The sequence below is a fragment of the Nocardioides marmorisolisilvae genome, assembly GCF_031656915.1.
GTDB classification, from domain to species: Bacteria; Actinomycetota; Actinomycetes; order Propionibacteriales; family Nocardioidaceae; genus Marmoricola; species Marmoricola terrisoli.
In genome coordinates, this window is sequence record NZ_CP134227.1 from 3,452,604 (window position 1) to 3,478,914 (window position 26,311).

Annotated in this window: 23 protein-coding genes; 16 read left to right on the forward strand and 7 right to left on the reverse strand. The window is 71.3% G+C overall.

Annotated elements, in window-relative coordinates; translation table 11 throughout:
• The first annotated feature begins 74 nt into the window (after positions 1 to 74).
• Positions 75 to 1,433: an MFS transporter gene (locus Q9R13_RS16655; protein ID WP_310962292.1), complete on the forward strand. Its 1,359-nt coding sequence runs from the start codon at positions 75 to 77 to the stop codon at positions 1,431 to 1,433.
• Between the two features lie 10 nt (positions 1,434 to 1,443).
• Here the strand turns inward: Q9R13_RS16655 and otsB are convergent, their stop codons facing one another.
• The 3 genes from otsB to Q9R13_RS16670 form a co-directional block, all read right to left on the reverse strand.
• The gene (otsB, locus tag Q9R13_RS16660; protein ID WP_310962293.1) at positions 1,444 to 2,298 is read right to left on the reverse strand and encodes a trehalose-phosphatase; all 855 of its coding nucleotides are present in this window, start codon (positions 2,296 to 2,298) and stop codon (positions 1,444 to 1,446) included.
• 136 nt (positions 2,299 to 2,434) lie between these two features.
• A complete protein-coding gene (locus Q9R13_RS16665) occupies positions 2,435 to 2,959 on the reverse strand; it encodes a LytR C-terminal domain-containing protein (RefSeq protein WP_310962294.1) in 525 nt (174 codons plus the stop codon).
• Positions 2,960 to 2,963: 4 nt separating this feature from the next.
• Positions 2,964 to 3,263, reverse strand: a complete 300-nt coding sequence (locus tag Q9R13_RS16670; protein WP_310962295.1) for a DUF3263 domain-containing protein — start codon at positions 3,261 to 3,263, stop codon at positions 2,964 to 2,966.
• 130 nt (positions 3,264 to 3,393) lie between these two features.
• Here Q9R13_RS16670 and Q9R13_RS16675 point away from each other — a divergent pair, with 130 nt between their 5' ends.
• Positions 3,394 to 4,395: a Gfo/Idh/MocA family protein gene (locus Q9R13_RS16675; RefSeq protein ID WP_310962296.1), complete on the forward strand. Its 1,002-nt coding sequence runs from the start codon at positions 3,394 to 3,396 to the stop codon at positions 4,393 to 4,395.
• Positions 4,392 to 5,843: an alpha,alpha-trehalose-phosphate synthase (UDP-forming) gene (locus Q9R13_RS16680; protein ID WP_310962297.1), complete on the forward strand. Its 1,452-nt coding sequence runs from the start codon at positions 4,392 to 4,394 to the stop codon at positions 5,841 to 5,843. Before Q9R13_RS16675 ends, Q9R13_RS16680 begins: the two co-directional genes overlap by 4 nt.
• 30 nt (positions 5,844 to 5,873) lie before the next feature.
• Here the strand turns inward: Q9R13_RS16680 and Q9R13_RS16685 are convergent, their stop codons facing one another.
• The gene (locus Q9R13_RS16685) at positions 5,874 to 6,710 is read right to left on the reverse strand and encodes an oxidoreductase (RefSeq protein ID WP_310962298.1); all 837 of its coding nucleotides are present in this window, start codon (positions 6,708 to 6,710) and stop codon (positions 5,874 to 5,876) included.
• 48 nt (positions 6,711 to 6,758) lie between these two features.
• On the reverse strand, positions 6,759 to 8,315 hold the full coding sequence (locus Q9R13_RS16690; protein ID WP_310962299.1) for an FMN-binding glutamate synthase family protein: 1,557 nt from the start codon (positions 8,313 to 8,315) through the stop codon (positions 6,759 to 6,761).
• Positions 8,316 to 8,398: 83 nt separating this feature from the next.
• Here Q9R13_RS16690 and Q9R13_RS16695 point away from each other — a divergent pair, with 83 nt between their 5' ends.
• The 3 genes from Q9R13_RS16695 (at position 8,399) to Q9R13_RS16705 (ending at position 12,274) form a co-directional block, all read left to right on the forward strand.
• A complete protein-coding gene (locus Q9R13_RS16695; RefSeq protein ID WP_310962300.1) occupies positions 8,399 to 9,682 on the forward strand; it encodes an alpha/beta fold hydrolase in 1,284 nt (427 codons plus the stop codon).
• On the forward strand, positions 9,682 to 10,548 hold the full coding sequence (locus Q9R13_RS16700; protein WP_310962301.1) for an SGNH/GDSL hydrolase family protein: 867 nt from the start codon (positions 9,682 to 9,684) through the stop codon (positions 10,546 to 10,548). Before Q9R13_RS16695 ends, Q9R13_RS16700 begins: the two co-directional genes overlap by 1 nt.
• Positions 10,549 to 10,624: 76 nt before the next feature.
• Positions 10,625 to 12,274 carry a serine/threonine-protein kinase gene (locus Q9R13_RS16705; RefSeq protein ID WP_310962302.1) on the forward strand — a complete coding sequence of 550 codons (1,650 nt, stop codon included), beginning with the start codon at positions 10,625 to 10,627 and terminating at the stop codon, positions 12,272 to 12,274.
• Between the two features lie 226 nt (positions 12,275 to 12,500).
• Here Q9R13_RS16705 and Q9R13_RS16710 read toward each other — a convergent pair whose 3' ends face one another.
• A complete protein-coding gene (locus Q9R13_RS16710; protein WP_310962303.1) occupies positions 12,501 to 14,249 on the reverse strand; it encodes a hypothetical protein in 1,749 nt (582 codons plus the stop codon).
• A gap of 218 nt (positions 14,250 to 14,467) precedes the next feature.
• On the opposite strand from Q9R13_RS16710, the gene ligD reads away from it, so the two are divergent.
• Together ligD and Q9R13_RS16720 are read left to right on the forward strand one after the other, a co-directional pair.
• Complete coding sequence (ligD, locus tag Q9R13_RS16715; protein WP_310962304.1) at positions 14,468 to 16,141, forward strand: non-homologous end-joining DNA ligase LigD; 1,674 nt, start codon at positions 14,468 to 14,470, stop codon at positions 16,139 to 16,141.
• Between the two features lie 16 nt (positions 16,142 to 16,157).
• On the forward strand, positions 16,158 to 16,877 hold the full coding sequence (locus Q9R13_RS16720; protein WP_310962305.1) for a uracil-DNA glycosylase: 720 nt from the start codon (positions 16,158 to 16,160) through the stop codon (positions 16,875 to 16,877).
• Between the two features lie 61 nt (positions 16,878 to 16,938).
• Here Q9R13_RS16720 and Q9R13_RS16725 read toward each other — a convergent pair whose 3' ends face one another.
• Positions 16,939 to 18,378 carry an MFS transporter gene (locus Q9R13_RS16725; protein ID WP_310962306.1) on the reverse strand — a complete coding sequence of 480 codons (1,440 nt, stop codon included), beginning with the start codon at positions 18,376 to 18,378 and terminating at the stop codon, positions 16,939 to 16,941.
• A gap of 168 nt (positions 18,379 to 18,546) precedes the next feature.
• Here Q9R13_RS16725 and Q9R13_RS16730 point away from each other — a divergent pair, with 168 nt between their 5' ends.
• From Q9R13_RS16730 to Q9R13_RS16765, 8 genes are all read left to right on the forward strand, one after another.
• Positions 18,547 to 19,116, forward strand: a complete 570-nt coding sequence (locus tag Q9R13_RS16730; RefSeq protein WP_310962307.1) for a TetR/AcrR family transcriptional regulator — start codon at positions 18,547 to 18,549, stop codon at positions 19,114 to 19,116.
• Between the two features lie 101 nt (positions 19,117 to 19,217).
• A complete protein-coding gene (locus Q9R13_RS16735; RefSeq protein WP_310962308.1) occupies positions 19,218 to 20,078 on the forward strand; it encodes an ATP-grasp domain-containing protein in 861 nt (286 codons plus the stop codon).
• A gap of 127 nt (positions 20,079 to 20,205) precedes the next feature.
• Positions 20,206 to 21,837, forward strand: coding sequence for a chaperonin GroEL (groL, locus tag Q9R13_RS16740; protein WP_310962309.1), 1,632 nt, complete (start codon positions 20,206 to 20,208; stop codon positions 21,835 to 21,837).
• Between the two features lie 126 nt (positions 21,838 to 21,963).
• Positions 21,964 to 22,485 carry a hypothetical protein gene (locus Q9R13_RS16745; protein WP_310962310.1) on the forward strand — a complete coding sequence of 174 codons (522 nt, stop codon included), beginning with the start codon at positions 21,964 to 21,966 and terminating at the stop codon, positions 22,483 to 22,485.
• A 20-nt stretch (positions 22,486 to 22,505) separates the two neighbouring features.
• On the forward strand, positions 22,506 to 23,054 hold the full coding sequence (locus Q9R13_RS16750; protein ID WP_310962311.1) for a nucleotidyltransferase family protein: 549 nt from the start codon (positions 22,506 to 22,508) through the stop codon (positions 23,052 to 23,054).
• 116 nt (positions 23,055 to 23,170) lie between these two features.
• The gene (locus Q9R13_RS16755) at positions 23,171 to 24,064 is read left to right on the forward strand and encodes an AAA family ATPase (RefSeq protein WP_310962312.1); all 894 of its coding nucleotides are present in this window, start codon (positions 23,171 to 23,173) and stop codon (positions 24,062 to 24,064) included.
• Entirely contained in the window at positions 24,061 to 25,161 is a 1,101-nt protein-coding gene (locus Q9R13_RS16760) for a vWA domain-containing protein (RefSeq protein ID WP_310962313.1), read from the forward strand. Before Q9R13_RS16755 ends, Q9R13_RS16760 begins: the two co-directional genes overlap by 4 nt.
• Positions 25,154 to 26,302, forward strand: a complete 1,149-nt coding sequence (locus Q9R13_RS16765; protein ID WP_310962314.1) for an XdhC/CoxI family protein — start codon at positions 25,154 to 25,156, stop codon at positions 26,300 to 26,302. Before Q9R13_RS16760 ends, Q9R13_RS16765 begins: the two co-directional genes overlap by 8 nt.
• Positions 26,303 to 26,311 lie beyond the last annotated feature (9 nt).

The window sequence follows — 26,311 nt, forward strand, 5'->3', positions numbered from 1 at the left end:
CCGGGCTGCCCAGCGGCGCCGTAGGGGTCGTTCCCGCAGACACGTGGTCGGCGCTGGCTGTCAGGGTGGTCTTCGTGGAAGGGCTCGGGAGCTCGCGCCGGACGGTGCTCACGGTGATGTGCATCGGCTACTTCCTGGTGCTCCTCGACGTCACCATCGTCAACGTCGCCCTCCCGGGCATCGGGGCCGGGCTCGGGGCCGGCGTGGCCGGGCTCCAGTGGGTCGTCGACGGCTACGCCCTGGCGCTCGCCTCCCTGCTCCTGGCCGGTGGCACGTTCGGTGACGCCCGCGGTCACAAGCGCGTGGTGCTCACCGGCCTCGGTCTCTTCGGTGCCGCGTCCCTTGGCTGTGCCCTGGCGCCATCGGTCGGCGCCCTGGTCGCGGCCCGTGTCGTGCAGGGAGGGGGCGCGGCGCTGCTGCTGCCGGGCACCCTGGCGATCATCGCCCGCGCCCATCCCGACGCCGGCGAGCGAGCCCGGGCGATCGGCGTCTGGGCGGGTGTCGGGAGCATCGCCCTACCGGCGGGTCCCGTGCTCGGGGGCCTGCTCGTGTCCAGCGGGAGCTGGCGCTGGGTGTTCCTGCTCAACGTCCCCGTCGTGGTCGCCGCTGCCGTGGTGACCTGGCGGGTGGTCGCCGAGGACCAGGGCGATCGCGACGCCCGGCTCGACCCGGCGGGCACCGGTCTCGGTGCCGTCGTGCTCGGGGCCACGACGTTCGCCGTGATCGCCACCGGCCGCGCGGGCATCGCATCCGTCGTGGTGGCGGCAGTCGTGGCAGTGGTGGCGCTCGTCGCCTTCGTGGTGGTCGAGCGCCGCGCGGCGCAGCCGATGCTGCCGCTGGCGCTGTTCGGCCGGCCCTGGTTCACCGTCGCCAACGCCGTCGCCGGGGTGATGAACCTCGGCACCCTGGGCCTGCTGTTCCTGCTGACGCTCTACCTGCAGGTGGTGCAGGGGCGCTCGGCGGTGCACGCCGGGCTGGCGCTGCTGCCGCTGTTCGTGCCGTTGAGTCTGCTCGCACCGGCCGCCGGCCGGGTTGTCGCGCGGCTCGGGCCCCGACCGGTGATGATCGGTGGGCTGCTGGTCTCCGCCGTGGGGGTGGGCCTGGTGGCGGGCTGGTCCGCGGACACGTCGTACGTCGTGCTGCTGCCGGCGATGCTGGCGTGGGGCATCGGGCTGAGCCTGCTCACGCCCGCTGTGGTCGCCGCGGCGGTCGCCGCCGTGCCCGCGGAGCGTTCGGGCCTGGCCTCCGGGATGAACAACACCGCGCGGCAGGCCGGGGGCGCCATCGGGATCGCTGCGTACGGAGCGATCGCGGGCAGCCCGCACCGGCAGGCGACGTTCCTGCCCGGCCTGCACCTGACCGGCCTGGTCACCGCGGCCCTGTATGTCGCGGCCGCGGTGGCGGCAGCCCTGACCCGGACGCCGGAGTCGTGACCGTCGGGCCTCAGCCGCGCTGGCGGTCGATGTCGGCGACCAGGCCCCGGAGCAGCTCGACGACCCCGTCGGGTCCCGGGACGACGACGTCGGCGAGCTTGACCAGAGCGTTCTCCTCGCGGGAGCCCGAGCACACCAGCAACGTCGGCATCCCCGACTCGGACAGCTCCCGGACGGCCTCGAAGGCCTCCACGTCCCCGAGATCATCGCCGGCGAAGCAGAAGCCTCCGGGGTCGAGCTCGGCGACCAGCCGGCGTACGGCGCGGCCCTTGTCCATGCCGGGAGCCCGCACCTCGATGACCAGCCGTCCCGGCTCCACCTGGAGTCCGTGCGCGTGGGCCAGCCGGGTCAATGCGGGCAGGAGTACGGCGAACGCCTGCTCCGGCTGGGGCATCCGCCGGGTGTGCACGGCAACGGCCAGGCCCTTCTCCTCGATCCACGGGTCCAGCCCGAGATCGGCGAGCAGCCGCGGCAGCTCGGCGGTGACCGCTGCGAGTCCCGGCGGAGGCACCGCAGAGACGATCGTCCGGCTGGTGGAGCTCCAGCGCTCGTTGCCGTACTGGCCGAGCACGAGCAGCTCGTGGGGCCCGGCGGACCCCTCGGTGGCGAAGGCTGCGCCGACCTCCTCCAGGGCCCCCAGGTCGAGCACCTGACGGACCGGGCGACCTGTCACCACGGCGACGGCTCGGATCCGGGCGCCGAGCAAGGTGAGCGCTTCCGCGGCAGCCGGATGCAGGGCCGCCTCAGCAGGGTCGTCGACGATCGGGGCCAGCGTGCCGTCGAAGTCGAGGCCGACGACCAGCGAGTCGGCCGCGCGCACCAGGGCGTCGTACCGCCGGCGGACGTCGGGGGACACGGACTGCATGTCGGACAGCCAATCAGATTCGTCGGTGAGACGTACCGGCCCGCTCGGCCGATGTGATCGCTCAGCCGCTGTGATCGCTGCGCTCAACATCGCCCTCGCTCGCCACGTGCCCGAGCAAGCTCGGTCGCGGGCTCGCTCAGCCGCTGTAGCTGGCGGTGAGGATCACCGTCAGTCGGTCCAGCTTCATCGGGGAGATCGCCGGCTTGATCGTGGCGATGTGCAGGTCCTTGGCGAGGGCGACCGCCGCCGGACGCATCGTGCGCGGGAAGTAGACCGTGGAGGTGTCGATGGTGCCGTACCAGTTGTCCGAGCCGACGACGTTCCAGCCGGCGTTCTGGGCGACCGCGGCGGTCCGGCCGGCCAGGCCGTGGATGTTGGAGTTGTTGAAGACGTCGACGTAGATCGACTTCTTGTCGATCGGCGGCGCCTGGTGGTGGTGCCGCTTGTGCGGCTTGGGGCTCAGCGTCGGGGCCGGGCTCGCGGTGCGCGCCGGCGGGTGCGCACTGGCCGTGTCTACGGCCGGCTGCTGTGGGTGGGAGGTGAGCACGAAGCCGACCGCTGCGATGGCTACTGCGCAGATGCTCGCGACGAGCGCGGTGGTCGGCAGGACGATCCCGTCCTGTCCCGGTCGCCGTGCCCGACGGCCGCCCGGCCGGATCATGACCTCAGACCTCGAAGCCGAGCCGCCGCGCGGAGCGCTGTCGCTGGCGGGCGGCACGCAGCCGACGCAGCCGACGGACCAGCAACGGGTCGTGGGCGAGGGCTTCCGGACGGTCGATCAGCGCGTTGAGCACTTGGTAGTAGCGCGTCGTCGACATGTCGAACTTCTCGCGGACAGCCTGCTCCTTGGCGCCGGCGAACTTCCACCACTGGCGCTCGAAGTCGAGGATGTCGCAGTCGCGCTCGGAGAGCGCGCCGACCTCGTCGGCCGGCTGACCGTCGTGGGGGGCGGGCGTGGCGACCATGTGCGTCTGCTCCTGGGGCTGTGACGATTCCTGGGGCTGTGGCGAACTCGCATCCATCGTAGGCACCAAAGTACACCGATGTCATTCGCCACACCGCAGCGCGTCGGGGGTGGTGGATATCGTCGCGGGTATGGATCCGGTGGGATGGGGCATCCTCGCGCCCGGCAAGATCGCCCGGAAGTTCGTCGAGGACCTGGCCCTGGTCCCGGAGGCTCGAGTGGCCGCGGTCGGCTCCCGGCGCCTCGAGTCGGCGCAGGCCTTCGCCCAGCAGTACGGCGGCACGCCGTACGGCTCCTATGCGGAGCTGGTCGCCGATCCTGCGGTCGACGTCGTGTACGTCGCCTCTCCGCACGCCTTCCACCCCGAGCACGTGCGGCTGGCCGTCGATGCGGGCAAGCCGGTGCTGTGCGAGAAGCCGGTCGCGCTGAACGCCGCTCAGGCCGAGGAGATGTTCGCCCACGCCCGAGAACGCGGGGTGTTCGTGATGGAGGCGATGTGGACGGCCTGCCACCCACTGGTCCGGGCGATGCTCGAGCGGTTGGCGTCCGGTGAGTGCGGCCGACCGCTGCAGGTGGTGGCCGACCTCGGGTTCGCGGTCGATGCGCTGCCGACCAGCCGGATGCTCGACCCGGCCCTGGGTGCCGGCGCACTGCTGGACATGGGGATCTATCCGCTGACCCTGGCCCACCTCGTGATGGGTCAGCCGGTGGAGGAGCGCGCGGTCGCCACCGTCGCGGGCGGCATCGACATGGATGTCGCCATCGCGACCAGGTACGCCGGCGGCGGCACCGCGGCGCTGACCGCAAGCATGGCCGCCTGGACGTCCCGGGCCGCGAGCGTCGCCACGGACCTTGGGCGCTTCGACCTGCCCGCGGAGTTCCACCACCCCACCGAGATCCTCTGGCGACCCCTCGGTGGACGCGATGGCGAGGCCGAGCGGCTGGTCCCGGGCGTGCCGGTGATCGGCCGGGGGTATGGCAACGAGGTGGTCGAGGTGCACCGGTGCCTGGCCGCCGGGCTCACCGAGAGCCCGGTGGTTCCCGCGGCCCAGACTCTGGCGGTGATGAGGCAGATGGACCGGATCCGTGAACAGATCGGGGTGCGCTACCCCGGGGATAGGGTCAGGGCGTGAGCAGGAGCAGCCGGCGTCGCAGCACCGCCGACCTCGTCGTGGTGGCGAACCGACTGCCCGTCGACCGGGTCGTGCGCGCCGACGGCACCACCGAGTGGCGGCGCTCCCCGGGCGGACTGGTGTCCGCGCTGGTGCCGGTGATGCAGCAGAACCGCGGCGCCTGGATCGGCTGGCCCGGTGACACCGGCGACACGATCGAGCCGTTCGAGGACGACGGCATCACGCTGGTGCCGATCTCGGTGACTCCGCGTGAGTACGAGGAGTTCTACGAGGGCTTCTCCAACGCGACACTGTGGCCGCTCTACCACGACGTGGTCGCCAAGCCGGAGTTCCACCGCGAGTGGTGGGACGCCTACGAGAGGGTCAACCGCCGGTTCGCCGAGGCCGCGGCGGCCGCGGCCGCACGGGACGCCATGGTCTGGGTGCAGGACTATCAGCTGCAGCTGGTGCCGACGATGCTGCGTGAGCTGCGTCCGGACCTGCGGATCGGGTTCTTCCTGCACATCCCGTTCCCGCCCGCCGAGCTCTTCCAGCAGCTGCCCTGGCGCCGGCAGATCCTCGAGGGGCTGCTCGGCGCCGACCTCGTCGGCTTCCAGCTGCCCGGAGCCGCGCAGAACTTCGTCCGGCTGGTGCGCCAACGCGTCGGCCATAAGACGCACCGCGACACCGTCTACCTGCCCGACGGACGTACCGTCACCGCCAAGGCGTTCCCGATCTCGATCGACTTCGCCGGCTTCGAGGAGCTCGCCCGCAGCCCGTCGGTCCAGGCCCGCGCGGCCCAGATCCGCAACGACCTGGGAAACCCGCGCAAGATCTTCTTGGGCATCGACCGCCTCGACTACACCAAGGGCATCTACGTCCGGCTCCGGGCGTTCAGCGAGCTGGTCACCGATGGCAACTTCACCGTCGAGGACGCGGTGTTCGTCCAGGTGGCTACGCCCTCTCGCGAGCGCGTCGACCAGTACCGGATCCTGCGCGACGACATCGACCGGCTGGTCGGGCGGATCAACGGTGACCTGGGCCGGATCGGTCGTCCAGCGATCTCCTACCTGCACTCGTCCTTCCCGCGCCAGGAGATGGCCGCCCTCTACACGGCCGCCGACATCATGGTGATCACTCCGTTCCGCGACGGGATGAACCTCGTCGCCAAGGAGTACGTCGCCTGCCGGCTGGAGAACGACGGCGCGCTGGTGCTCTCCGAGTTCGCCGGCGCCGCCGAGGAGCTGCGGCAGGCCTACCTGGTCAACCCCTACGACATCAACGGCATGAAGGCGCACATGCTCGAGGCCTACCACGCCGAGGACCGCGACCTCGCCCGTCGGATGAAGGCGATGCGCAAGACCGTTGCCGACAATGACGTCGCGCACTGGGCGACCGCGTTCCTCGACGACCTGTCCGCCACCCGACCCAACCACGAGAAGAGGCTGCGGCAGGCGCGTCGTACCTGACGCACGGCCGACTGAGTCCGGCGTCAGAGGTCAGCGGGTGCCGAAGATCCGGCCGACGATCTGGTCGAAGACGAGGTCGGGGGTCATCCGGCGGCCGTTGGTGATCACGCTGGCGCCCTTGCCGACCCGGTAGCGCGAGAGCGGGTGGCTCGTGGTCGCTGCCTTGGCGATCTTGCGACCGACGACGTCGGGCGTCGAGGAGGTCGCTGGCCGGTCGATCCGCTTCATCACGTTGTAGGCGCGCTTGGCGTACGTCGCGTACGGCCCGTCGCCGCTGCGCTCGAGGAGCGAGTCGCGGGCGATGGTGTTCCACTCCGTGATGATCCCGGCGGGCTCGATGGTGATCACGTCGATCCCGAAGGGCTTCAGCTCGATCCGCAGGCTGTCGCTGAGGCCGTTCACGGCGAACTTCGTGGCGTGGTACCACGACCCGAACGGCTCGTAGAAATGTGCGCCGATCGAGGAGATGTTGATGATGCGCCCCGCCGCCTGCTCGCGCATATGCGGCGTGACCAGCTGGATCAGCCGGGCGAGGCCGAAGACGTTCACGTCGAACTGACGGCGGGCCTCGTCCATCGGCACGTCCTCGAGCGCGCCGTACGAGCCGTAGCCGGCGTTGTTGACCAGGACGTCGATGCGGCCCTGCTCATCGATGATCCGGCCGATGCCGGCGGTCATCGAGGTGTCGTCGGTGACGTCCATCGCGAAGGTGTGGACGCCGGCGTCGGCGAGATCCTGCATGCGATCGGTGCGACGTGCGACCGCGTAGACGGTGAAGCCCGCGCCGAGGAGCTCGCGAGCCGCGCACGCGCCGATCCCCGATGAGCCGCCGGTGACGAGGGCGACCTTGCCGTTGTGGGAAGTCATGGGTCTCCTTGGGTCTCGAGGCGCCCCGCTGGCGGCTCAGCCAGACGATCAGTTGTGTGGAGGAGTCTCGGAGGCGCCGGCAACGGGCCGCATCATCTCGCGGACGTCGTCACGGACCTCCTTGCCGAGCCTGCCCCAGGTCGGCTCGTAACCGTAGACCGATGCCAGCGACTGGGCCTGGTAGTCGCCGCAGAAGATGTCGACGTCGTCGGGGGTGATCAGGCCGGGGTGCGCGACCCCGACGGCCTCGGAGACCTTCAACAGCTCACGGCGCAGCGCCAGCACGTAGTTACCGCAGCGCACCGACTTCGACGCCGGGTCCAGGCCGTGCACGAGCCACGGATCCTGGGTGGCGACGCCGGTCGGGCAACGGTCGGTGTGGCAGCGCTGCGACTGGATGCAGCCGATGGAGAGCATCGCCTCGCGAGCCACGTTGACCATGTCGGCGCCGAGGGCGAAGGCCACCACTGCGTTGTCCGGCACCCCGCACTTGCCGGACCCGATGAAGGTCACCCGGTCGGTGAGCCCGGCCTTCGCGAACGTCCCGTACACACGGGAGAATCCCATCCGGAACGGCAGTGCGATCGAGTCGCTGAAGATGAGCGGCGAGGCACCGGTGCCTCCCTCGCCGCCGTCGACCGTGACGAAGTCGACGCCGCGCTCGCCCGACGCCATCAGCCGGACCAGCTCCTCCCAGAAGGTGATCTCACCGACGGCCGACTTGATGCCGACGGGCAGGCCGGTCTCGGCGGCGAGCATCTCGACGAAGTCCAGCATCGAGTCGACGTTGCTGAAGGCGGAGTGCCGCGACGGGGAGGCACAGTCCTGCCCCTCCTGGATGCCGCGGATCTCGGCGATCTCCTTGCTGACCTTCGCGGCCGGCAGGAGCCCGCCCAGACCGGGCTTGGCGCCCTGGGACAGCTTGATCTCGATCGCCCGGACCGGGGCGGACTCCACGACCTCCCTGAGCCGCGGCAGGCTGAACCGCCCGCTCTCGTCGCGGCAGCCGAAGTACGACGTACCGATCTGCAGGATCAGGTCACCACCCTGGCGGTGGTACGGCGACAGCCCACCCTCGCCGGTGTTGTGCATGCAGCCGGCCAGCTTCGCGCCGCCGTTGAGCGCCATGATCGCGTGGCTGGACATCGACCCGAAGCTCATCGCGGAGATGTTCACCACCGACCGGGGCCGGAACGCCTTCGCCCTGCCGCGCGGCCCGCCGAGCATCTTGGCGCTGGGCAGGTCGATGTCAGCAGCATGGTGGCCCAGCACCGGCGGCACCTCGTCGGCGAAGGTGCGGTGCTTGATGATCGCGTAGCCCGAGGTGTGCTCGGTGTCGTTGTCGGTGCCGAACCCGAAGTAGTTGTTCTCCAGCTTGGAGCTGGCGTAGATCCAGCGGCGCTGGTCCCGGCTGAACGGCCGCTCCTCGTCGTTGCCGGTCACGATGTACTGCCGTAGCTCGGGGCCGATCTCCTCCAGCCAGTAGCGCGCGTGCGCGAGGACCGGGTAGTTGCGCAACAGGGCGTGCTTCTTCTGCACCAGGTCGTGCACCGCCACCGCGCCGACGGCCGCGGCCGCCCCGCCCACCAGCTGCGTCATCCTCATGTGACCGTCATACCGACCTCGCGGGCTGCCGTCCACCACCCGGACCCGGTCCGTCGGTGGGGATTCGTTGGTAGTTTCGGCCCATGGACCTGCTGCCGAAGCCCGACCAGGTCGCGGCCGCGGCCAGCAACGTGGCGCACCTGATGCTGTACGGCGGCCTGGCCGACCTGCGGCCGATGCCGCGCACGCTCATCGACGAGGGGCCGCTGCGCGAGGTCTACCACTACCGTCCGGCCAAGCAGGTCAAGTCGACCGGTGACCCGGTCCTGCTGGTGACGCCACTGGCCGCGCCGTCGCTGTGCTTCGACCTGCGCCGGGGCTGCTCGCTGGTCGAGCACTTCGTCGAGCAAGGCCGCCCGACCTACCTCGTCGAGTACGGCGAGATCTCCTTCAAGGACCGCAACCTCGGGATGGAGCACTGGATCCGGGACGTCGTCCCCGAGGCGATCCGCGCGGTGCACGAGCACGGCGGCGGACGTCCGGTGCACGTGATCGGCTGGAGCCTGGGGGGCATCTTCGCCATCCTGGTGGCGGCGTCGCAGCCGAAGCTGCCGATCGCCTCGGTCACGGTCGTCGGGTCACCGTTCGACGTCACACAGGTGCCGCTGGTCGCACCGCTGCGACCGATCCTGCGGATCACCGACGGCGGCGTGGTGACCCCGATCTACCGGATGATGGGCGGCGCGCCCAAGCCGCTGGTGCGTCGGGCGTTCCAGCTCAGCTCCGGCACCAAGCTGCTCACCAAGCCGATCGCGAAGCTGCAGCATCTCGATGACCGGGAGTGGCTGGCGCAGATCCAGGCAGTCGACCGGTTCACTGCGAACATGATCGCCTACCCGGGCCGGACCTTCGGGCAGATGTACCACCGGATGGTGAAGAAGAACCAACTGCGCAACGGCGTGCTGGAGTACGACGGTCGCGAGATCCGGGTCGACTCGATCACGCTGCCGGTGCTGATCTTCGCCGGAAACACCGATGGCATCGCTCCGATCAACTCGGTCAAGGCGCTGGTGCGGCTGCTGCCCAACGCCCACGAGGTGCGCTTCGAGATCGTGCCGGGTGGTCATCTGGGGATGCTCACCGGCCGCGCGGCGCGGACCACCACCTGGGTGATCATGGACGAGTGGATCGAACAGCACTCCACGCCGGACGAGCCGGTGGGCAAGGGGAGCGCCCGCAAGCGGTCGGCGGCCAAGACCGCGAAGAAACCGGCGAAGAAGCCCGCGGCCAAGACCGCGAAGAAGCCGGCGAAGCGGGCCGTTGCTGCCGCGACGGCCGAGGTGGCTCCCCGTCGGACCGCGATCGGCTCCAACCCCGAGCGTCGCTTCGCCTCGGGGTCGTCCCGGAGCCTGGCCCCCAAGCGCTGATGCGTCGCGCGGTCCCGCTGTGGCTGCTCGGCCTGCTGCTCGTCCTCGTCTCCGGGTGTGGGGTGGACCAGCACCAGGCTCCGGCGCCCCGACCGACGTACCACCGCTACGTCGCGCTCGGTGACACCTTCACCGCGGCGCCGTACACGGGCACCACCAAGCGCGCCCACGGCTGCCACCGCTCGACCGCGAACTACCCGACCCAGCTCGCCGACGCGCTCGGCGCTCGGCTCACCGACGTCAGCTGTGACGGAGCGGACACCTCGTCGGTGCGCAAGCGACAGCACCTCGGCAAGCACCGGGTCGCGCCGCAGTTGGACGCGGTGCACCGCGACACCCAGCTGGTCACGATCAGTCTGGGCAGCAACGACGACAACCTGTTCACGCTCATCGGCAAGGCCTGCGGGCCCGCCGGAGCCGGCTGTCTGATGGAGCGCTACGAGCCGGCCCTGCTGCGGCTGATCGACCCGATCAGGCAGTCCCTCGATGACGCGATCAGGGCAGTACAGGACAAGGCGCCGGACGCACGCATCGTGGTCGTCGGCTACCCGCGACACGTCGCGGCGAAGCAGACCTGCAAGGCGCAGCCGAAGATGTCCAAGGCGGACCGCAAGGCGTGGCTCGAGGTCGACCAGGCGCTCGACCTCGCCGTGTCCCGCTCGGCCCGGGACACCGGTGCCGACTTCATCGACGTGTATGCCGCATCCAAGGGCCACGGCATCTGCGCCAAGGAGCCGTGGGTGCGCGGCGAGCGGACCCACAAGAAGCCCGGCAAGCACGGCGGGGTGGCCTTCGGCCCGACCGCCGCCGAGCAGTCCGCGGTCGCGGCGATGATCCGTTCCGAACTCAAGACGCAGAGCGACTGAACGCCCTAGACTCACCGATCCGGGGAGGACTTCGAGACGGGCGCGCAATCGCCTCCGAGCAGACGTCGAGGTGCAGATGGATCCCGAGCCCGGGGCAGTGCTTGGCCGTTACGAGATCATCCGGGAGATCGGTCGCGGCCCGATGGGTGTGGTCCATGCCTCCCGGCATGTCGACAGTGGCGAGACGGTCGCGCTGAAGCTGCTCCGTCCCGCCGTGCCGATCACCGATGAGGTGCGGCGGCGGATCCGCGACGAGCTCCGCGCGCTGGTCGCGCACGGGACGCCGCACCTGCTCGCCGCCCGGGAGTTCGGGATGCACCAGGGCCGGCTGTTCGTGGTCAGCCCGCTCAGCACAGCGGGCAGTCTCCAGCGTCGCCTCGACGAGCAGGGACCGCTCGCGCGCGGGGCGGCGATCATGCTCTGCCTGCGGGTGACCGACGCGTTGGCGATCGCGCACGACGCCGGGGTGGGTCACGGCGGTGTCAAGCCGACCAACGTGCTGCGCGGCACCAGCAACGGCCGCAGCCTCACCCAGCTCGCCGACTTCGGCGCGGTCCTGCGCAGCCAGGACTGGCTGGTCCCGGATGCCGCTTCGTCGTACGACGGCTACACCGCACCCGAGCTGCTCGCCGGCGGGTCCGTGGACGAGCGCAGCGACCTCTACTCGGTGGGCTGTCTGCTGCACGCGGCGTTGGTCGGCACGCCACCGACGCCCGGCGGGCCCAGCCTGGCTCGCGAGGACGAGATCGACGATGCGATCGCGGCGCTGGTGCGTCGGGCGGTGCGGGAGGCCCCTGCAGAACGCTTCTCCGGCTTCGCCGAGCTCACCGCCGAGCTCCGCGGCCTGGTCGTCGCGCTTCGGCCCCCCGGTGCCGGTGAGTCCGCCCCGATGCCGGTGCCGGAGGCCGGGCCAGCCGCGGCGCCGGTGGAGCCGGTGGGGCCGACGTCCGGTGGCGTCGACCCCGCGCCCGAGCACACGGCGCCGCTCGCCGTAGTTGCGGAATCCTTGGCAGCGCGCGGCGGGAGCGTCTCGGCGGATGCCGAAAAGGAGGCCAGGCCGAGTCGAGCCCGCGGCCGTCGTACCCGGGTGGTCATCGTGGGGCTCGCCGCGCTCGCACTGCTCACCGCCGCCGGCTCCTGGGCGTGGGGGCAGTCCCACGACCGTGGGGGCGACCCACCGCACCAGAAGGCGGTGACCACGCTGGGGGTTCCGACGGTCGCGGCGAGGCCGGCGTACCGGAGTGTGGTGTTCACCGTGGCCGCCGCGGCAGCCGACGGGGTCGTGGAGGTCAACCGCGGCTCCGGCTGGGAGCAGGCACCCTCCGGGACCGTCAAAGTGCCCACCGCGATGGGCGGACAGCGCGCCTGCCTGCGCGCCCGCATCAGCAACGGCGACGAGCACGGCGACGTCGCGCGGGCCTGCGGGAAGAGCGCGCCACCCACGCTGCGCACCGTCCGCGTGCACCCGGACTGCCTGATCGACGGCCAGTACACCCAGGTCTGCTACCAGCTCCAGGCCCGTGGGTACCGCCCGGGAAGCGACCCGGTGCTCTCGTTCGAGGTCGACGGCACGCTCGCAGGCACGGTGTCGGTGCCGATCGATCGTCGTGGCACCGGCGAGCTGCCGGATGGACAGCACTTCCACTTCGCCGACACCGACGCGGGCAAGACCGCCAAGGTCAGCCTCGGGGGGACGGACTTCAGCTGGACGGTCGCCAGCAGGTAGCGGCTCACCTGCGCCGGCCGCGGTATCGACGGATCGCGATCTGAGCCCATGGTCCTTCCAGATGGACCCGCACTCCGAGCGTCCCGAACATGTGCCTATACTATCGAACACACGTGCGATGTCCAAGACATTATCGAACCTGTGGACGGTGCCGCCGCAGCGGCAGCGCGCCTCCACGGGAGCGCGGCGCCCAGGCCGACCGCTCTCGCCCCTGTGACCCGAACGATCAGCCGATGCCGGTGCCTCCGCCACCACCGCCGGTCGAACCGCCACCAGACCCGCCGGTGGAACCGCCCGACGACCCGCCACCGGTGCTCGGCGACGGTGCCGGCTTGGGCTTGGGGCTGGGTGTCGGGGTCGGCGCAGGAAGCGGCTTGGGCTTCGGCTTGACCCGCAGTCTGAACGTCGGCGAGTGGCCGCTGAGCTGGTACCCGGACGCGACAACGACGACCCGCAGCTTCCACCTGCCCGCCTTCGTGGCCACAGCCTTCAGCCGGAAGGCGCCGTGCCGACCGGTGCCGGTGCGCTCGATCGTGCGCCAGTGGCCCCCGACCTTGTGCTGCAGCTTCACCAGCACGCCGCGCTGACGGACGCTTGCTGTGCCGGTGACCCTGAACCGCTTGCCCGCGACGATCGCGCGCTTCACCAGCCCGGCGGTCACCGCGGTCGGCTCGCGGACCACCAGCGTGCTGGCCCGCGCGCTGGCGCCGAGGTTGCCGGCGAAGTCGTCGACGCTGGCTCGCAGCAGCGATGGGCCGGTCGTGGTGGCGCGGCCGACGTAGCGGAAGGTGCCGTCGGCGGTGGTCGTGGCGCTGCCGATCCGCTGCCAGCTGCCCTTCACCAGACGTTGCACCGTGACGGCAGTGCTGGCTCGCGCGGGCAGCACCGTGCCGGTCATGGTGTAGCGCTGGCCCTTGAGGAGCTTGCGCTGCAGGAGCCGTCCGGTGATCGTGCCCTGCACGGTCACGGTGACCGGGCTGGAGACGCTGGGTGCCAGGTCGTCGTTGCCCGGGAAGGACCAGCGGTAGTCGGTCGTGCCGTCGGGTCGCACCTGCACTCCGGCCGGGTTGTCGAGCGGCACAGTGCCCACGGTGGTGAACGAGCTCGCGCCGTACGGACGCGCCTGCAGATTCACCGCTCCGGTCGTGATCGCGGCACCCGACGGAGTCGTCGTGACCGCGCCGGTCAGGGTGGTGCCCGACCCGGGGTCGACGACGGAGTCGGCGGCGGCCAGCGAGGTCGCGGTGAGGGTGTTCTCCAGGTCGTACGACGTGGTGGAGCCGCTCTCGGCCAGGCTGATGTGGTCCAGCTGGACGGGGCCGCCGGTGCACCCGAACTGGTAGGAGAGCAGCATCGGGGCGGCGTACGACCGCGCGTTGGTGAAGTTCGCGACGGACTGCGGCTGATTGGTCGGATCGAGGAAGCTCTTCGGGTTGACCGGCGTCCAGTCCTTGCCGAAGTACCGCTTGTGCTCCCACCACAGCATCGAGGCACTGGCGTCGATCGTGTGCCACGCGGCGTCGGCGTAGTTGAGCTCGGCCACCCCGACGTAGAAGTCGTCCGGGTTCGCCGGGTTGGGGTAGTAGGCGAGCAGCCGACCGGCCAGCCCCGCCGCCGTGGTGCCGCGTGCGTGGATCCCGAATCCGGTCAAGGTGCCCGGCGCGTTGGCGGTGAACACCGGGCCGCCCTGGACGCTCGACGGCGGCGCGTACTGCCAGGCGATGTCGCCACCCGACTCCCCGGGCACCATCGTGCGGGTGCCGGCGACGCTGGACGAGTCGTCGTCCAGCGCCTGGTGCACAGGGTCGGGCTCGGTGGTCGGGCAGGCGCTGCTCCAGAACCCGGTCCCGTCCGGCGGGGTCGCGGGCCGCCAGGTGATCGTCGTGCTGCCGGCGGCCAGGGCGGCGGGCCCGAGTGCGGCCTGCCCCACCAGTACGGCGGCGGCCGCCACCAGCCCGATCGCGGATCGACGCATCAGTCATGCCGTTTCGTCGCGGCTCCCCGTGAGCGCCCACCCTGGCGCGAGCCCGTACCCGGAACGCATCGAAGACCGCCGAGGTTACGGCTGTCGTCGCAGCGATGCATCACAGCGGGCGCGGTGGGAGGCGACGCGAGAGGCCCCGTGAGAGGCGCCCGTGGTCCCCGAACGTGGGGGCCGGGCGTGCGGGCCGACGCCCGGGGTACGCCACTCCCATGAGTCGCAAGCACGCCGACGACCGGCTCGCGGCGTACCGCGGCAAGCGCGACTTCGACACGAGCGCCGAGCCCTCGGGCGTTCGCGACGACCCCGGTGCCGTCGGACAAGCCCGCCCCGGTGCCCGCCAGTTCGTCGTCCAGCGGCACCGCGCGCAGAGCCGCCATTACGACCTCCGCCTGGAGATCGACGGGGTGCTGGTGAGCTGGGCGGTGCCCAAGGGCCCCACGCTCGACCCGTCGGTGCGCAGACTGGCCATGCATGTCGAGGACCATCCGCTGGAGTACGCCGACTTCGAGGGCGTCATCCCCCGCGGCGAGTACGGCGGCGGCGACGTCATCGTCTGGGACCGCGGCACCTGGGAGCCGCATGGCACCGACGACCCGGCCCGGGCGGTGGCCGACGGTGAGCTGCACGCGGACGTGCACGGCGAGAAGCTGCGCGGCCGGCTGGTCCTGGTCCGCCGGTCGGCGGCCGAGGACGGCAAGGAGCCGTGGTTCCTGGTGCACAAGCATGACGAGTTCGCGGTCGAGGGATGGGATCCCGAGGACCACCCCAGGTCGGTGACCAGCGGCCGCACCAACGAGGAGGTCCGGGTGGCCCCGGACAGCCGCTGGCACGGCGACCGGCCGGCGGCCCAGGCGGAGGAGAGGGTGGCCACGCAGCCACGTCAAGAAGCCGAGTCCGCAGCGGTGCCGCCGACCGCCGACGACCTCGCCGCACTCGACGATCTGGGTGACGGCGGCACCTGGGACGTGTTCGGGCGACGCCTGGAGGTCACCCACCTCGACAAACGACTGTTTCCCGGTCGGGATGGGGAGCCCCCGGTGACCAAGCGCGACTTCTTGAGGTACGTCGCTCAGGTGGCACCCGTGTCCGTCCCCCATCTCGAGGGTCGTGCGCTCAACCTGCATCGCTATCCCGACGGCGCGGATCCGGAGCGCGTGCGCGGCAAGGGGGACTCCGGAGGCGGCTTCTGGCACAAGGAGCTTCCCGACCACGCGCCGGACTGGATCGGTCGCTGGGACAACCCGCTCGCCGATGCGGGAACCACCCAGACCTACCTCGTGGTCGATGAGCCGGCGGCGCTGCTCTGGGCCGCGAACTTCGGCGCGCTCGAGTGGCATCCGTGGACCTCGCGCACCGACGAGCCGGAGTGCCCGACCTTCGCGCTGTTCGACATCGACCCGGGGGAGAGCACCAGCTGGGAGCAGATCCTGGAGCTGGCCCGACTCCACCGCACCGCCCTCGAGCAGCTCGGACTGCGGTCGTATCCGAAGGTCACCGGCTCGCGGGGCATCCAGGTGTCGGTGCCGATCCGGGCGAACGCCAGCTTCGAGGAAACCCGCGGCTGGGTAGAGCAGGTCTCGCGGACGGTCGGGAAGATCCACCCGGAGCTGGTCAGTTGGAAGTGGCAGCGCAAGGACCGTGGCGGCCGGGCACGTCTGGACCACACCCAGAACGCGATCAACAAGACCCTGGTGGCGCCGTACTCGACCCGGCCCCGGGCCCGTGCGCCGGTGAGCATGCCGATCGGCTGGCACGAGCTGGACGATCCGGAGCTGCGACCGGACCGCTGGACGATCCGGACCGCGCCCGCGCGGCTCGCCGAGGTCGGTGACCTGTTCCGCGGAGCACTGGTGCACGACCAGGCCCTGCCCGCCTTCCGCTGAGCACTAGCCTGCCCGTGTGAGTGCACTTGCCGGACTCGTGGCGAAGGGGCTCGTCGCCCCCGACTGGGCCGAGGCGCTCGCGCCGGTCGATGAGCAGATCGGTCTGATGGGGCAGTTCCTGCGCACCGAGCTGGCCGCCGGACGCGGCTACCTGCCGCACGGCGCCCACATCCTGCGGGCCTTCCAGCGACCGATGGCCGACGTGCGGGTGCTGATCGTCGGTCAGGATCCCTACCCCACGCCGGGGCATCCGGTGGGGCTGAGCTTCTCGGTCGCCGGCGACGTCCGGCCGCTGCCCAAGAGCCTGGTCAACATCTTCCGCGAGCTGGTCGACGACCTCGGCGTCCCGGTGCCACGCGACGGTGACCTGTCCGCCTGGGCCGACCACGGGGTGATGCTGCTCAACCGCAGCCTCACGGTCTGCCCGGGGCGTCCCAACAGCCACCGCGGCAAGGGCTGGGAGCCCGTGACCGAGCAGGCGATCAGGGCCCTGGTGGCGCGCGGAGGACCGCTCGCCGCCATCTTGTGGGGGCGTGACGCGCAGTCGCTCAAGCCGATGCTCGGGTCGGTGCCGTACGTCGAGTCGCCGCACCCCAGCCCGCTCTCGGCGCACCGGGGGTTCTTCGGCTCCCGGCCGTTCAGCCGGGTCAACCAGCTGGTCGTCGACCAGGGCGGCCAGCCGGTCGACTGGGCTCTGCCCGCGATGCGCCCCCAGCCCACCCTCCCCACGCAGTAGTCCCTCACGTCCGAGTGGGCGAGGCGAACGCACCACTCGGACGTGAGGACCGGTCGGCTGCTCAGGCAGCGAGCTCGAGCTCGTCGGGGGCCGGAGCCTCGTCGGCCGTGGACGGCCCGCGGCGCTGCCGGAGCAGGACGCCGGCGAGGCCGAGCGCGACGATCACGAAGGCCGCGGCGGTGAGGAAGGTCCCCGACAGGCCCGGGACGACCTCGCCGGGCACGCTGCCCGATGCGTAGACGGTGACCAGCACCGCCAGGCCGAGCGCGCCACCGACCTGCTGTCCCATCTGCAGCAGCCCCGAGGCCGAGCCGGCCCGATCGGGGTCGACGCCGGTGAGCATCGCCACGGTCAACGGCATGAAGCCCAGGCCCGCGCCGATGCCGGTCAGCACCATCGGTCCGAGCAGCCCGCCGAGATAGGTGCTGCCTGTGTCCACCCCCGCGAGCCACAGGTTCGAGACCGTCACCAGGCTCAGCCCGGTCATCACCAGGGGGCGTACGCCGAGCGCGCCGACCAGCCGCGGGGTGACCCTCGAGGTCGCGAAGATGAGCACCGTCAGCGGCAGGAAGGCGAAGCCCGACTCCAGCGCGCCGTACCCCAGCACGGTGTGCATGAACTGCACCATGAAGTAGAAGAAGGAGAACTGCGCGCCGACGAAGAGCGCCATCACCGTCACCGCGCCCGCGCGCATCGGGTTGCGCAGCAGGCCCAACGACAGCAGCGGAGCGGTGACCCGGAGCTCGGTGGTCACGAACGTGGCGAGCAGCAGGGCGGCCAGCGCAAACGCGCCGAGGGTCCCGGCCGAGGCCCAGCCGTGGTCGGGTGCGTGGATGAATCCGAACACCAGGCTGGCCGAGCCGGCGGTCGCGGTGAGCGCCCCGGTCAGGTCGAACCGTCCGTGCTGGCGGTGCGTCTCGTCGACGAACCTTGGCACCAGGACGAGTACGACGAGGGCGATCGGCACGTTGACGATCAGTGAGAACCGCCATGAGGCGTAGCCGGTCAGCGTGCCGCCCAGGATGAGGCCGAGCGAGCCACCGGCCGAGGAGACCGCGCTGAACAACGCGAGAGCGCGGTTCCGGGCGGACTGGTCGGGAGCAGACGTGGTGATCAGAGCGAGGACGTTGGGCGCGGCCACTGCGGCGCCGACGCCCTGCAGGGCACGCGAGACCACGAGCACGGTCGCGTCCGGGGCGAGGCCACTAACCAGCGAGCCGAGCGCGAACACCGCGACGCCGGCGAGGAAGGTGCGCCGCCGGCCGAACACGTCGCCGAGGCGGCCACCGAGCAGGAGCAGCCCGCCGAAGGCGAGCGTGTAGGCGTTGAGCACCCACGAGAGGGTGGACGGGGTGAAGCCGAGGTCGGCCCGGATCTTCGGGAGCGCCACGTTCACCACGGTCATGTCGAGGATCAGCATCAACTGGACGGCCAGGATCAGGCCGAGGCCGATGCCGGTGCGACGGCTGGGCGCGATCTGCACCGCAGCGGACTGGGACATCGAGACTCCTTGAGGTATGTTTAGCGGAGAGGTTCTCCGGTTGAGGATCAACGATACGGAGACTGTCTCCGTTTAGCAAGGAGTTTTTTCGCGATGCCTGACACGGCGCCGATCCACGCGGCGAGGCCCCCCGCCGCAGACGCCGCTGACGGGGCCGACGATCGGGCTGTGAAGCCGCTGCGTGCCGATGCCCAGCGCAACCGGGACAAGCTGATCGAGACCGCCCGGGAGGCGTTTCGTGAGCGCGGCTCGGCCGCGTCCCTCGACGACATCGCCAAGCGGGCCGGCGTCGGTCCGGGCACGCTCTACCGTCACTTCCCCACCCGCGACGACCTGATCGACGCGGTGATGCGCGACTGGGCCGACCGGGTCGAGGCCGACGCCCAGACGGTGATCGACGCCGGTCGGCCTCCGCGCGAGACACTGACCACGTGGTTCACCCGGTTCCTCGACAACGTCGGGATCTACCACGGCGCGGCCACGAAGGTGATGTCCGCGATGGACGACCCGGCCTCGCCGATCTACCGCAAGTGTCAGGTGCTTGCCGAGGCCAACCGCCGCGTGCTCGAGTCGGATGCGGTGCGTTCGGGCGTCCGCGAGGGCGTCGACCCTCGTCAGGTGATGCGCCTGGTCAGCGGGATCTCCGTCGCGGTCGACCAGGCCGGGCTCGCGCCGGAGCAGGCCGAGCCGATGCTGCGGATCGTCCTCGACGGAGTGCTCCGGCCCGACGCGGACTGAGCGCCGGGCTGCGCCGGGATCCATCGCTCGGCGGCTGAGCTGACCCGCTCCCGCCAGCACCCGAATGCCGCGGCGCATCGCGGCCGGATAGCGTCGCCCGGGTGAGTGCACCCGTCCTGCTGGCCACCTCGTCCGCGATGCCCGAGGGAGAGGAGTGGACCGGCACCTCGCATCTGCCCGAGGCGTTCGCCGCCCGCGGCATCGACGCGCGGTGGGTGGTCTGGGACGACCCGGCGGTGGACTGGTCGGCCGGGCTGGTCGCGGTGCGTTCGACCTGGGACTACGAGAACCGGCTGGCGGAGTTCCTCGCCTGGGCGCGGTCGGTCCCGCGGTTGCTCAACGGCGCCGACGTGTTCGCCTGGAACACCGACAAGGCCTACCTGACCCAGCTGGTCGACGCAGGTGTGCCCGTCGTACCCACGATCACGGTCGAGGAGGAGCAGGCGCTGGTGCCGGCGATCGCCGGCGTCGGCCGCTCGGTGGTGAAGCCGCGGGTCGGTGCGGGCGGTCGCGGCGTGGTGGTCGTCGACGTCGAGCCCGGCGGAGTGCCCGACCTGGACGGCGCCGAGCACGGTGCCGGCCCGTGGATCGTGCAACCGCTGGTCGAGTCGGTGCGGACCGAGGGGGAGACCTCGGTGTTCGTGCTGGCCGGTGAGCCGGTCTCGCAGGCGCAGAAGCAGCCCGCCGCCGGCGAGATCCGCGTGCACGAGCGGTACGGCGGCCGCACCATCGCCGTACCGCTGACCGAGGAGGCCACGGGTCTGGCCCGGATCGCGGTGGCCGCGGCCGAGTCGCACGTCGGGCACCGGCTCGACTACGCCCGGGTGGACGCGATGCGACTGGCCGACGGCACCCTGGTGGTCAGTGAGCTGGAGCTGACCGAGCCCGGGCTCTACCTCGAGGTGCTCCCGGGGAACGCAGCCGCCTTCGCCGCCCTGGTCGCGGACCGGCTGGCAGGCTGAGCCCGCGGCAGAAAAACCCGGGGGACCGTTTGCACTCGCTTGGGTCGAGTGCTAAACATGGCGTTGGCACTCTCGTCGGGAGAGTGACAGTTCATTCAATCGTCACGATGAGGAATCGCTGAGTCTGATGCCCAAGCTGATTGCTTTCAACGAGGAGGCCCGGCGCGGTCTCGAGCGTGGCATGAACACGCTGGCCGACGCCGTCAAGGTCACCCTGGGCCCCAAGGGCCGCAACGTCGTACTCGAGAAGAAGTGGGGCGCTCCCACGATCACCAACGATGGCGTGTCCATCGCCAAGGAGATCGAGCTCGAGGACCCCTACGAGAAGATCGGTGCCGAGCTCGTCAAGGAGGTCGCCAAGAAGACCGACGACGTCGCCGGTGACGGCACCACCACCGCGACCGTGCTCGCCCAGGCGATGGTTCGCGAGGGCCTGCGCAACGTCGCGGCCGGCGCGAACCCGATGGCGCTCAAGCGCGGCATCGAGGCCGCTGTCGAGGCCGTCTCCGAGCAGCTGCTCGGCATGGCCAAGGACATCGAGACCAAGGAGCAGATCGCCGCGACCGCGTCGATCTCGGCCGCGGACACCACGGTCGGCGAGAAGATCGCCGAGGCGATGGACAAGGTCGGCAAGGAAGGTGTCATCACCGTCGAGGAGTCCAACACCTTCGGGCTGGACCTCGAGCTGACCGAGGGCATGCGCTTCGACAAGGGCTACATCTCGCAGTACTTCATGACCGACCCGGAGCGCATGGAGGCCGTCCTCGACGACCCCTACGTGCTGATCGCGAACCAGAAGGTCTCCACGGTCAAGGACCTGCTCCCGCTGCTGGAGAAGGTCATGCAGGCCGGCAAGCCGCTGCTGATCATCGCCGAGGATGTCGACGGCGAGGCGCTGTCGACCCTGGTGGTCAACAAGATCCGCGGCACGTTCAAGTCGGTCGCCGTCAAGGCGCCGGGCTTCGGTGACCGTCGCAAGGCGATGATGCAGGACATCGCGATCCTGACCGGCGGCCAGGTGATCTCCGAGGACGTGGGCCTCAAGCTGGAGAACACCGGCATCGAGCTGCTCGGCCAGGCCCGCAAGGTCGTCATCACCAAGGACGAGACCACCATCGTCGAGGGTGCCGGCGACCAGGACCAGATCGCGGGTCGGGTCAACCAGATCCGTGCCGAGATCGAGAAGTCGGACTCCGACTACGACCGTGAGAAGCTGCAGGAGCGGCTGGCCAAGCTCGCCGGCGGCGTCGCGGTGATCAAGGTCGGCGCGGCCACCGAGGTCGAGCTCAAGGAGCGCAAGCACCGCATCGAGGACGCCGTCCGCAACGCCAAGGCGGCCGTCGAGGAGGGCATCGTCGCCGGCGGCGGCGTCGCCCTGGTGCAGGCGGCCGACAAGGCCTTCGAGAAGCTGGACCTGTCCGGCGACGAGGCCACCGGCGCGAACATCGTCCGCGTGGCGACCGAGGCGCCGCTCAAGCAGATCGCGATCAACGCCGGTCTCGAGGGTGGCGTCGTGGCGGAGAAGGTGCGCAACCTTCCGGCCGGCCAGGGTCTCAACGCGGCCAACGGCGAGTACGTCGACATGATCGCCGAGGGCATCATCGACCCGGCCAAGGTGACTCGCTCGGCACTGCAGAACGCCGCGTCGATCGCCGCGCTGTTCCTCACCACCGAGGCCGTCGTGGCCGACAAGCCGGAGAAGGCTCCGGCCATGCCCGGCGGTGGCGACATGGGCGGCATGGGCGGGATGGACTTCTGATCCCGCGCGCCTGATCTTGTGCAGGCGCCTTGAAGCAATGTTCAGGCGAAAGGGCCTCGGGTTCTCCCGGGGCCCTTTCGCTGTGCTGGCAGCGCGGTCCTTGGTCACCGTTGTAATGTTGATTACATGATTACAACTGAGGCTCAAGAGCGGGTCCGCGGCTGGTTCAACGGTCGACTGCCCGAGGACTGGAAGCAGACCGCTCCAGCCATCACGATCGACCGCGACGAGATCACCGTCCTGCTCACGCTTCCCGACGTGGAGATCGGTGCAGGGGCGAGCGCGGCCGGGGCCGCCGAGACCCGAGCCGGCCGCGCGAAGGCCTTCCGTGAGGACACCCGTGAGCAGCGGATCGCGATCGCCCGCGAGGCCGAGCACCGCTTCGAGCGCAAGGTCTCGTGGGGAGTCGTCATCGGCGACCGCTCCGAGCTGTTCACCCACCTGGCGAGCCCGGTGATGACCCGGCTCCGGCAGCCGCAGCGACAGGTGCTGGACACGCTCGTCGACTCCGGCGTCGCGCGCTCGCGCGCTGATGCCCTGGCCTGGTGCGTCCGGCTGGTCGCCCAGCACCAGGACGCATGGTTGGCCGAGCTCCGCGCGGCGATGGACCAGGTCGACCAGGTCCGCACCAAGGGACCGGTCGCCTGACCGCTGCTTAGGGTGAGGGCATGACGATCCACGGGCTGCTGCTCGCCGCCGGCGCGGGCCGGCGGATGGGCCGGCCCAAGGCACTGGTCGACGACTGGCTGGTGCGCAGCGTCGAGGTCCTGCGTGCCGGCGGCTGTGACCGGGTGACGGTGGTCCTCGGGGCCGAGGCCGAGTTGGCCCGCGAGATCGTGCCGGACCTTGCTGGCGTCGTGGTCGCCGACGACTGGGCGGAAGGTATGGGGGCCTCGCTGCGGGCGGGACTGGCGAGGATGTCGGAGTCCGCAGATGCCGATGCCGTCCTCGTGTCGCTCGTCGACCTTCCGGACGTCGATGCGGATGTCGTCCGCCGGGTGCTCGCCGCCGCGGTCGGGCCGGCCTCACTGTCGCGAGCGACGTACGCCGGCCGCCCCGGCCACCCGGTGCTGATCGGTCGTGACCACTGGGCCGGCGTACGAGCCGCCGCGGTCGGTGACCGGGGCGCCCGCGACTACCTGCGCGGCCACCCGCACGACCTGGTCGAGTGCGGTGACCTCGCGACCGGTCGGGACGTGGACCGCCCGATCGCCTGACCGTTGCCCGGAGAGGGGCGAACCGTCCGGCCCGGGGGCGAGCCCGACCAGATGAGGACTCCCCTGTGGGTCGACCCAACCTGGCGCCAACGTGGCGCCGAGTAGCCTCCATGGACATGGACACCGAGTCGCTCGACGCACTGGGCGAACGGCTGCGATCGACCGGCTACGTCTGCGACGACGCACTGGCCACCGTGGTGCACCTCGCCCTGGCGATGCAGCGTCCGCTGCTCCTCGAGGGCGAGCCCGGCACCGGCAAGACCAGCCTCGCCGAGTCGATCGCCGAAGCGCTCGACCTGCCGCTGGTGCGGCTGCAGTGCTACGAGGGCATCGATGCCAGCCAGGCCCTCTACGACTGGGACTTCCCCCGCCAGATCCTGCACCTTCGCGCGTTGGAGGCCGTCCACGAGTCGGGCTCGAACAGCGGCTCGGCCACCGTCGAGGAGGCCGAGAAGAGCCTGTACGACGAGCGCTTCCTGCTGGCCCGACCGGTGCTGGCGGCCCTGCAGCGCAGCCCCGCGGTGCTGCTGGTCGACGAGGTCGACCGGGCCGACGACGAGTTCGAGGCGTTCCTGCTCGAGGTGCTGTCCACCTACCAGGTGACCATCCCCGAGCTCGGCACCATCCGGGCTGCGGTGCCGCCGGTCGTCGTGCTCACCTCGAACCGCACCCGCGAGCTGCACGACGCGCTCAAGCGACGCTGCCTCTATCACTGGATCGAGCACCCGGGCCTGGAGCGGGAGGTCGAGATCGTCCGCTCCCGGGCCCCGGAGGTCGCCGAGCGGCTAGCCCGCCAGGTGGTCACCGCCGTGCAGCGGCTGCGCGAGGGCGAGCAGCTGCTCAAGCCGCCCGGAGTCGCCGAGACCCTCGACTGGGCGCGCGCCCTGCACACGCTCGGCGCCAGCGAGCTGGACCTGGCGACCGCCGCCCGCACCCTCGGCGCGCTGGTGAAGTACCGCGAGGACACCGACCGCGTGCAGCAGGCGCTCGACCGGATGCTCGCGACATGAGCGTCCACGCTCCCGAGGAGGTGCTGCTCGGCTTCACCCGCGCGCTGCGCGCCGCCGGCGTCCCCGTCACCCAGGACCGGGCGCAGGGCTTCCTCGAGGCCACCTCTCTGCTCGGCGCGGACGACCCGCTGGGCACCTACCGGGCCGGCGCGGCCACGCTCTGCGGCTCGCCGGAGGACCTGGCCCGCTACGACCAGGTCTTCGAGGCCTGGTTCCGCGCCCGCGACGGGCTGCCGCGCACCGTGGTCTCCGAGCCGGCGCCGGTGGTCTCGAGCTTCCCCGCCGAGGAGGGCGGGGACGGTGAGTCCGGCGAGGACGCCGGCGTGGTCCGGGCCGCCGCCAGCGCCACCGAGCGGCTCCGGCACCGTGACATCGCGGCGCTGAGTGCCGCGGAGAAGCACCGCTTGGCCGCCATGTTCGCCACCCTGCGGGTGCGGGTCCCCGCCCGCCGTACGGCGCGGCACGAGCGCTGGCACCGCGGCTCCGTGGACGGCCACGGCACCCTGCGCGAGAGCCTGCGCCGGATGGGGGAGCCGGCCGACATCGTGCGGCGGCGGCGGCGGACCCGCCCGCGCCGGGTGGTGCTGCTCGTCGACGTCTCCGGATCGATGAGCGAGTACGCCGATGCCGTCCTCAGGCTCGCCCACCGGGTGGTCAGCGCCGCCGGCACCGTCGAGGTCTTCACGGTCGGCACCCGGCTCACCCGGGTCACCCGGGCGATGCGCCTGCGCGATGCCGACCGGGCCCTGGTGGCCGCGGGTGAGACGGTGCCGGACTGGTCCGGCGGCACCAGGCTTGGTGAGACCCTGCGCGTCTTCCTGGACCGGTGGGGTGTCCGCGGCGTGGCCAGGGGCGCGGTCGTCGTGGTGTTCTCCGACGGCTGGGAGCGTGGCGACCCGGCCCTGCTGGCCGAGCAGATGCAGCGGCTGCACCGGATCGCCCACCGGGTGGTGTGGGTCAACCCCCATCGCGGCAAGGCGGGCTACGAGCCCATCCAGCAGGGCGTGGTCGCAGCCCTGCCCCACGTCGACGACTTCCTCGCCGGCCACTCGCTGGCGACCTTCGCCGAGCTGTTGGAGGTGGTCGGACGTGCGTGAGGTGCTCCCCGAGCTGCTCGAGTGGTGGCGGGCCGGTGAGACGGTCGGCATGGGCACGGTGGTGGCGACGTTCCGCTCCGCACCCCGGCCTCCGGGCGCGTCGATGCTCGTCGGCCCGTCCGGCACCGCGGTCGGATCGGTCTCCGGCGGCTGCGTGGAGGGCGCGGTCTACGAGCTCGCCACGGAGGTGACGGAGTCCGGCAGCCCGGTGCTCAAGCGCTACGGCATCTCCGACGAGGACGCCTTCGAGGTCGGGCTCACCTGTGGTGGCATCCTCGACGTCTACGTCGAGAGGGTGTCCCAGCAGGACTTCCCCGAGCTCGGGCAGATCGCCGACGACCTCGAGGCCGGCGTACCCGTGGCAGTGGCCACGGTGGTCGACCACCCGGACTCGTCGTACGTCGGGCGGAGGGCGATCATCCGTCCCGACCGGGCGGGACCGGAGGCGGGCGACGCGACGCTGTCGGCGTCCTTGGGCAGCGACCGGATCGACGCGGCGGTGCTCGACGACGCCCTCGGGCTGCTCGCCCAGGGCACCAGCGCGACCCTGGGCTACGGACCGGACGGCGAGCGACGCGGTGAGGGGATGCGGGTGTTCGTCTGGGCGTTCGCGCCCCGACCGCGGATGCTCGTCTTCGGTGCCATCGACTTCGCTGCGGCCGTGGCCCGGATGGGCAGCTTCCTCGGCTACCAGGTCACCGTCTGCGATGCCCGGCCGGTGTTCGCCACCGCGACCCGCTTCCCCGAGGCCGACGAGGTCGTCGTGCAGTGGCCGCACAAGTACCTGCGTGCCGAGCAGGCCGCGGGCCGGGTCGACGGGCGCACCGTGATCTGCGTGCTGACCCACGACCCCAAGTTCGACGTGCCGCTGCTGGAGGTGGCGCTGAGGCTGCCGGAGGTCGGCTACATCGGCGCGATGGGGTCGCGCAAGACGCACGACGACCGCCAGGACAGGCTGCGCGAAGCTGGCGTCACCGACGCGGAGATCGGCCGGCTGCACTCGCCGATCGGGCTGGATCTCGGCGCGCGCACCCCGGAGGAGACCGCGATCAGCATCGCGGCCGAGATCATTGCCGGCCGGTGGGGCGGCTCGGGCAACCGGCTCGCCCAGATGGCGGGCCGGATCCACCACCCCGACTGAGCTCCACGC